The organism is uncultured Fibrobacter sp. (assembly GCF_937877005.1).
Lineage (GTDB): Bacteria > Fibrobacterota > Fibrobacteria > Fibrobacterales > Fibrobacteraceae > Fibrobacter.
In genome coordinates this window covers 1-6,847 of record NZ_CALEFV010000315.1, presented here as the reverse complement: position 1 = coordinate 6,847, position 6,847 = coordinate 1, and the positions used below count along the sequence as shown (strand labels likewise).

Annotated in this window: 7 protein-coding genes and 1 pseudogene; 3 read left to right on the top strand and 5 right to left on the bottom strand. The window is 52.3% G+C overall.

What is annotated here, in order from left to right; translation table 11 throughout:
* Together Q0628_RS13905 and Q0628_RS13900 are read left to right on the top strand one after the other, a co-directional pair.
* A pseudogene (locus Q0628_RS13905) lies at nt 1–478 on the top strand (dihydroorotate oxidase); the annotation flags it as partial.
* 135 nt (nt 479–613) lie between these two features.
* Entirely contained in the window at nt 614–1,348 is a 735-nt protein-coding gene (locus tag Q0628_RS13900) for a thioredoxin-like domain-containing protein (RefSeq protein ID WP_298771977.1), read from the top strand.
* A gap of 52 nt (nt 1,349–1,400) precedes the next feature.
* Here Q0628_RS13900 and Q0628_RS13895 read toward each other — a convergent pair whose 3' ends face one another.
* A complete protein-coding gene (locus Q0628_RS13895) occupies nt 1,401–1,754 on the bottom strand; it encodes a hypothetical protein (protein ID WP_298771975.1) in 354 nt (117 codons plus the stop codon).
* 62 nt (nt 1,755–1,816) lie between these two features.
* Here Q0628_RS13895 and Q0628_RS13890 point away from each other — a divergent pair, with 62 nt between their 5' ends.
* The gene (locus Q0628_RS13890) at nt 1,817–2,320 is read left to right on the top strand and encodes a hypothetical protein (protein WP_298771973.1); all 504 of its coding nucleotides are present in this window, start codon (nt 1,817–1,819) and stop codon (nt 2,318–2,320) included.
* An 80-nt stretch (nt 2,321–2,400) separates the two neighbouring features.
* On the opposite strand, the gene Q0628_RS13885 is transcribed toward Q0628_RS13890, so the two are convergent.
* The 4 genes from Q0628_RS13885 to ftsH form a co-directional block, all read right to left on the bottom strand.
* Complete coding sequence (locus Q0628_RS13885) at nt 2,401–3,657, bottom strand: SUMF1/EgtB/PvdO family nonheme iron enzyme (RefSeq protein WP_298771971.1); 1,257 nt, start codon at nt 3,655–3,657, stop codon at nt 2,401–2,403.
* 46 nt (nt 3,658–3,703) lie between these two features.
* Nucleotides 3,704–4,543, bottom strand: a complete 840-nt coding sequence (gene cdaA, locus Q0628_RS13880; protein WP_298771969.1) for a diadenylate cyclase CdaA — start codon at nt 4,541–4,543, stop codon at nt 3,704–3,706.
* Nucleotides 4,530–5,411 carry a dihydropteroate synthase gene (gene folP, locus Q0628_RS13875; protein WP_298771967.1) on the bottom strand — a complete coding sequence of 294 codons (882 nt, stop codon included), beginning with the start codon at nt 5,409–5,411 and terminating at the stop codon, nt 4,530–4,532. Before folP ends, cdaA begins: the two co-directional genes overlap by 14 nt.
* A partial coding sequence (ftsH, locus tag Q0628_RS13870; protein ID WP_298771965.1) for an ATP-dependent zinc metalloprotease FtsH occupies nt 5,411–6,847 on the bottom strand: 1,437 nt, incomplete at its 5' end. The genes folP and ftsH, both read right to left, overlap by 1 nt.

Here is a 6,847-nt window from a genome sequence, read left to right as displayed (position 1 = left end):
AAGCGGAGTAAAGATCAGCCCCGACCTTTCGGAACGCCATCTGGTGAACATCATGGACATGCTCAAGCGTACGGGAGTGAACGGAGTTGTGGTGGGGAATACGTACCCGACTAAGAAAATCAGTGAACTGCCTGTCGAGGCCAAATATGAAAATTTGACCCCGCTTCGCGCAGATGGGGACTGCGGCGGTATGTCAGGACGTCCTCTTTACGAAAACATGCTATGGAATGTGACCTACATTCGCACGCATTACCCGGAATTCAGCGTAATCGCTTGCGGCGGTATCGACCATGGATTCAAGGTGTATGACTTGATTAAGCTCGGTGTCGATGCCGTGCAGTGCTACTCGGTCGTTGCGTTCCGCTGGATGGCGGCTCACGCGATGCGTCGCGAGCTCGAGGCGGCACTACAGGAAGAAGGTTACAAGACTTTGTCGGATTACGACGATCACAACCCGAAGCAGACGAAGGCTGTATAGATCTCAGGACTCAAGTGCAATTTGTAATGTGGAGTGTGTTATGTGAAATTAGTTTATCATCTTACATTCCACATCTCGCTTTTTTTTCACGTCTCTCATAAAATGAAACCATTATTTCGTAATATTGTTATCGCTTTGCTTTTTGCAACTGGACTATCCTATGCAGTCCCGTGGCTTGGAGTCACCTTTAAAAGGTCTACCTACGAAAACCATCTTGCATTGAGTGTCATTGGTGTTCATCCGGAATCGGGCTGTTTTACTGCCGGAATGGTCGCTGGTGATCTTATTGTGGGTGTACAAGGGCTGCCGTTGACCGATATTGCTCAGATACAGTCTGCTATTGCTGATCATAAGGCAGGACAGAAGATTAAGGTTGAGATTGCTCGCGAAGGCAAAAGAAAGACGCTGACGGTAGCTCTGACGGATCGGCCAGATGACATCAGTAGCTTGACGGGGTCTGCCATCGGAAGCAAGATAGCCAAGTTCGGCGAGAATTTTTACAAGAACGGAGAAAAGCGTAAGGATCGGCCTAGGGCAACATTGCTTGATTTCTGGGCAACCTGGTGCGGTCCTTGTCGCAAGACGCTTCCCGTTCTCGAGAATATCTACAAAAAATATAGTTCCAAGGGCCTTGAAATCATCGGGATTGCCGATGAGCCGCTCAAGACTTTAAATGACTTCTATTTGCATCAGCATGCGTCCCCTTATCCGCTATACCGCGATGCAACGAAAGAGATGTGGACTCGCTATGGAATCCATTCGGTCCCGACCCTGATGTTGCTCGATAAGGATGGCTATATCAAGCGCGTCTGGAGTGGTGCGCCCAGCGAATATATGATTGAACAGATTCTCAAGGATGTGATGGAATAAAGAAATCCCCCTGAAAAAGGGGGACTTTCATTATATAATGGGATGGCTCGGATTATTGGACCGTAGCTTTTTTCTGCGCAGCGAAGATATCTTCGTATTCTTCCTTGCTAATGCGGGCATATCCGGTCGTGATGCCTCCAAATTCGTAGTAGGCGGAATCTCCCTTCACGCTCATGCAGTAAGGCATGTCAAGCGAATTCTTGCCGCAAAGCTTGCCTTCCTGGATTGACGCACTAAGGTCACCATTGATATTGCGAATTATGAAATCCTGGTTATTTTCGCTCAGAACTTCAAAAATCATGTTTGCTTCACCTTTCCAGCAGCCTGTGTAGTTGGCCTTGTCGCTACAGCCGAAAAGGAACATTGAGGAAACGAGAGAAACGGAAATAAGGATTGCTTTCTTCATGTTCCTAAAATAGTATTTTTGTTTGTAGGAAAATGCAATTTTTTGTTAAACATTTGTACTTATTGGCCCCTGTTTTAGCTATTGCCGCACTTTTCGGTGTTTATTGGCTGATTGAGACAAACCGTCGGCCGATTCCAATTGATGAGCCGAATGTTGTCGAGGAAACCTGGTCCGCCGAGGAATACTTGCGTCATTTAAATGTCAAGCCATTCAATCAGCGAGAAGTACATCGGTTGCTTCTGAAGCGTACGCGTCAGAAACAGGGAGTCTATCTCGAAAGCCTGCTCCCGGCAATGGATACGGCAGGAATTGAAATTGTGCACTGTTATCACATGGTCATGGGGGACGACTACGTGCCGGTGATTACGAGTGGAAATGACTATCCGTACCATTTGCGTAATTCGAAGCATTATCAGAATGCCGCGATGGATTTTCGTATCAAGGATCTGCCGCTAGACAAGCGTCGCAAAATCGTTGAAATGGCGCAAGATCGCCTAGGAATTCGCTTCAAGGTGCTCTGGGAAAAAGGTGAAATGGAGCACCTCCATGTCGAAATGGTGGATTGATGATTGAAAATTGATGATTGATGGTTGATGGTTGATGATTGATGATTTTACATCATCCATCATCCATTATATGCTACGCGTCACTTGCAGCACCTGAAGCCTACGTTTGGGTATTGGTTCTGCGGGTAGAAACTGAACTTGTTGTCGGTGCATTTGCTTTCGTTGTTGGTGTTCCAGGCACCGCCGGCGACTAGGTACATGTTGGGGTGATCCTTGCTCGTAGTCGAAGTCCATTCCCAAAGGTTTCCGTTCATGTCGTACATACCGTACCAGCTGCGGCATTGTTCCTTACGGCCGCTGCGCTTGGCTGCCTTGGTGTTGGTGTTGCACTTGTTCTGCTTATAGCTGTCGCCGTAGCTGTAGCGCGTGTTGTCCTTGCTCTTGCAAGCGGCCTGCCATTCGGCGAGGCTGCAGAGGTGCTTGCCCTCTTGCTGGCACAAACTTGCGGCTTGTTCCTGGCTCACCATGTCGCGGGGGAGTTCGTCGGCCTTGTTCGGGTATTCGTAAGCGTCTACGCAAACGGTCTTGCCGCCGAGTGGAACGGGGTAGGCGTTCTTGCCGCAAACGTTGTCACTGGCCATGTCATACTTGGCTTCTTCCCAAGCGGAGCGGTTCCCTACGGAGTCTACGGCGTAGAAGAATACGCTTCCGGTCTTGTTGTATTCAATGGCCTTGCCCGCTTCTTGGGCGTGGAGCGTATCGCCAATGGAGAGGAATGTCTTGCACTTGATTTCTTCGCACTTGACCTTGAGCTTGATGGGATCGTAGTAGCGGCCTGCGGGCGGTGCGATTTCGGCAACGGGCGGCACCTGGTCGGCAGCACGGATGCTGTCTTGAATGCGCTTCTTTTCGAGAGAATCGGCTTTGGCCTTTTCGATGACGGCCAAGGAATCGGCGATGCGCTGCAGGCTATCCTGGCGGGCCTTTTCGATGGCGGCGAGGCTGTCCTTAATGCGGTTCAGGCTGTCGCGTACATGGCGGATGCTGTCGCGGTTCACGTTGTTCTTGAGAGCGGCAAGTGAGTCTGCTACACGGAGGCTATCTGCGATACGGAGACTGTCAGCAAGATTATCTGCTGCAAGCTTTGCCAAGGAATCTGCCATGCGGATACTGTCGGCGCGGGCCTGTTCCAGGGCGCGCAGGCTATCTAGCGTGTGGCGGCGCTGCATTTCAAGAGCGGTTTCCTGTTCCTTGGCTAGCGCGTCTTGTTTGATTTGGTCCAAGTGGCACTGTACAATAAAAAGGGTTACAAGCAAAAGGAACATCAACACGAGAATCGCGATGTTCTTCTTTTTGCGGCGTGATTTTACCTGATCTTCTGTTTCGTTATTATTCATAAAAATCCTTTAATCCAATTACCTGCTACCAACTTCCTACCGTCTACTACCCTGCCTTTTCTTCTGCGGTTTCGGGCTTGTTGCTTTCGCGCACGTCGTTAAACAGCTCGCCCCAGTGGCGAATGATTTCCTGCTTGAGTTCCTGCACGCTGATATTGCGTCGCAGCGTGTTTCGGTAGGCAATGGAAATGTAACCCGTTTCTTCGGACACGACAATGACCAGGGCGTCACATTCGGCGGCGAGGGCCTTCGCAGCACGGTGACGCATGCCGTAACCAGCTTCCTTTTCGGCATTGCCGGTTGGCATGGGCAGAATACAGCCTGCGGCAATGATGCGCTTGCTGTTCATGATGACTGCGCCATCGTGCAAAGCGGAATTCGGGAAGAAGAGGGCGCGCAAAAGTCTAGAACTGATTCGGGCGTCCAAGATTTCACCGGTGTCGGCGTAGTTACGCAGGCCCACGCGCTTTTCAAGCACAATCAGGGCACCCGTGTGCGTTTTTGCCAAGTCCTGGCAGGCGCTAGCGATTGTCTTGGTGATTTCGTCGAGGCCGCTAGAATGGAAAAACAGGTTGTGAAAATCGAGCTTACTGGCGGCCTGACCGATACGGGTGAGGGCGCTTCGAATTTCGGGCTGGAAAAGAATCACAAGCGCGATAATGCCGAGGGTTGCAAGGTTACTGATAAGCCACACGACGGTGTGAAGTTCCCACCATTGGGCGATAATCCAGGCGAGAATCAGCAAAAGACCACCGAAAATCATCTGGGCTGCGCGGGTGCCGCGGAACAGTAGGAAGATGTAATAGATGATGATGGAAATCAGGAGTACATCCAGGATATCCGCCATGCGGACATCGATAATTCCGAATAATTTAAATAGAATCATTTCTCAATGCCTCCAGATAAAGTGCGGATTCCTTCGCTTCTTTCACGTCGTGGACTCGAATACAGCTTGCTCCGCCCAGGATGGCGACAATTCCTGCCGTAACGGTTGGAATCAATCGGTCGCTGTTTTCGAGGCCGGGCATTTTACCAATATAGGACTTGCGCGAGGTCCCGATGAGCACTGGGTAGCCGTCTTTCAGGAATTCTTCGACAGATTTCATCAAATCGATGTTGTCCTGCGCCGTTTTACCGAATCCGATGCCCGGGTCGATGCAAATTTTTTCGCGTTCGACGCCGAGGTCCAAAAGCTTTTTTACCTGCGACAAGAGTTCTTCGCGGACTTCTTGCACCACGTTCGTGTACGGTTTGAAATCCTGCTGCATGGTGCCGAAGTTTCCGCGGATGTGGTTCAGCACGACGGCAGCCTTGGTGTCTGCGACGGTCTGGAGCATGTTCGGGTCCATGGCGCAGGCGCTGATGTCGTTGATGATGTGCGCTCCGAGGTTCATTGTCTCGCGGGCGACCGTCGATTTCACTGTATCAACGGAAATGAAAAATTTTTTTTCTTCGGCCAGTGGAGCGAGGCGTTCTACTACGGGACACACTCGGTCCAGTTCTTCTTGCTGACTGACAGGGGCGCTTCCCGGGCGGCTGCTTTCGCCACCGATGTCGAGGATGTCTGCGCCCTGTTCGAGCAGCTTCATTGCATGGTCAAAAGCGCGGTCCGGAGTATTGTGAGTGCCACCGTCGAAGAAACTGTCGGGCGTCACATTCACGATTCCCATAATCAGGGGGGAGGTACAGGGGAGGACCTTGTTCCCGACTTTCCAGGGGAGCGCACGGCTCTTGTCCAGCACGGCTTTGAACATTATGTGTTGTCCTGTTTCTCCAGTTTTTCAGTGGCTTCAAGCGCTTCGGTATGGGCATCGCCATCATTTGCCGGAGTGGTTCCGGCTGCGGGCGCGGGCTTGATTTCGGCTACGGGTGCATCAGAGGCCGGCGCTACCGGAGGCTGTTTGCCCGGATCAGGTGGCGGTGTGTTTTCGCGCTTCTTCTTTTCTTCCATTTCTTCGAGCGCCTTGTACTGGCGGCTCTTCTTGGTGCCGGTCAGTTTTTCGCCGGCCATCACGCGGTCAATTTCTTCGCGGTCGAGCACTTCGAATTCAAACAGCGCTTCGGCGAGGTCGATCAGCTTGTCCTTGTTCTCTTCGATGAGTTTCTTGGCGGCCTGGTCCAGACGCTTGATGAGGTTGTTCACCGCATTGTCGATCTTTTCGGCCATCATTTCGGACATTTCTTTCGGCTTAGAAATTTCGCGGCCGAGGAACACTTCGCCGTCGGTGCGGCTGTAGCAGACCGGTCCGATTTCATCGTCAAAACCCCATTCCGTCACCATCTTGCGGGCAAGTTCGGTAGCGCGCTGGATGTCGTTGCTGGCTCCCGTGCTCTGGTGGTTGAAGAAGATGAGTTCGGCGAGGCGGCCAGACATCATGATCATGATGCGTTCTTCGGCGTATTCGCGGCTGTAGCTCACCTGGTCGCGTTCGGGCAGACTCATGGTCACGCCCAGGGCGCGCCCGCGCGGGATAATCGTAATCTTGTGGAGCGGGTCAGAATGCTTGCAGAGGAGTGTCATCAAGGCGTGACCTGCTTCGTGGTAGGCGGTGTGGCGCTTTTCCTCGTCGGTCATCAGGAGTGTGCGGCGCTCGGCACCCATGCTGAGCTTGTCGCGGGCTTCTTCAAAGTCGAGCATCGTGACTTTCTTGTTGTTGAATCGTGCGGCCAAAAGGGCTGCTTCGTTCACCAGGTTTTCAAGATCTGCGCCTGCAAGACCAGGAGTTCCCTTTGCGACAGCCTTCACGTCCACGTCGTCGGCCAGCGGCACCTTGCGCTTTTTCAGGTGCACCTTCAAGATTTCTTCGCGGCCCTTCAGGTCGGGGAGTCCCACCACAATCTGGCGGTCAAAGCGACCCGGGCGCAGCAATGCCTTGTCGAGCACATCCGGACGGTTCGTGGCGGCAATCAAAATCACGCCTTCGTTGGCGGTAAAGCCGTCCATTTCCACCAACAACTGGTTCAAGGTCTGTTCGCGTTCGTCGTGACCGCCACCGAGACCTGCACCACGCTGGCGACCCACGGCGTCGATTTCGTCGATGAACAAGATACACGGGGCGTTCTTCTTGCCGGTTTCAAAGAGGTCGCGCACGCGGCTTGCGCCCACGCCCACGAACATTTCTACAAAGTCTGAACCGGACATGCTAAAGAACGGAACGCCTGCTTCGCCTGCAACGGCACGGGCCAAAAG

Bases quoted from the DNA above. Each gene is read 5' to 3' on its own strand.
- Q0628_RS13895 (WP_298771975.1), bottom strand. From the start codon at position 1,754: ATGAAGAAAGCAATCCTTATTTCCGTTTCTCTCGTTTCCTCAATGTTC.
- Q0628_RS13885 (WP_298771971.1), bottom strand. From the start codon at position 3,657: ATGAATAATAACGAAACAGAAGATCAGGTAAAATCACGCCGCAAAAAG.
- folP (WP_298771967.1), bottom strand. From the start codon at position 5,411: ATGTTCAAAGCCGTGCTGGACAAGAGCCGTGCGCTCCCCTGGAAAGTC.
- cdaA (WP_298771969.1), bottom strand. From the start codon at position 4,543: ATGATTCTATTTAAATTATTCGGAATTATCGATGTCCGCATGGCGGAT.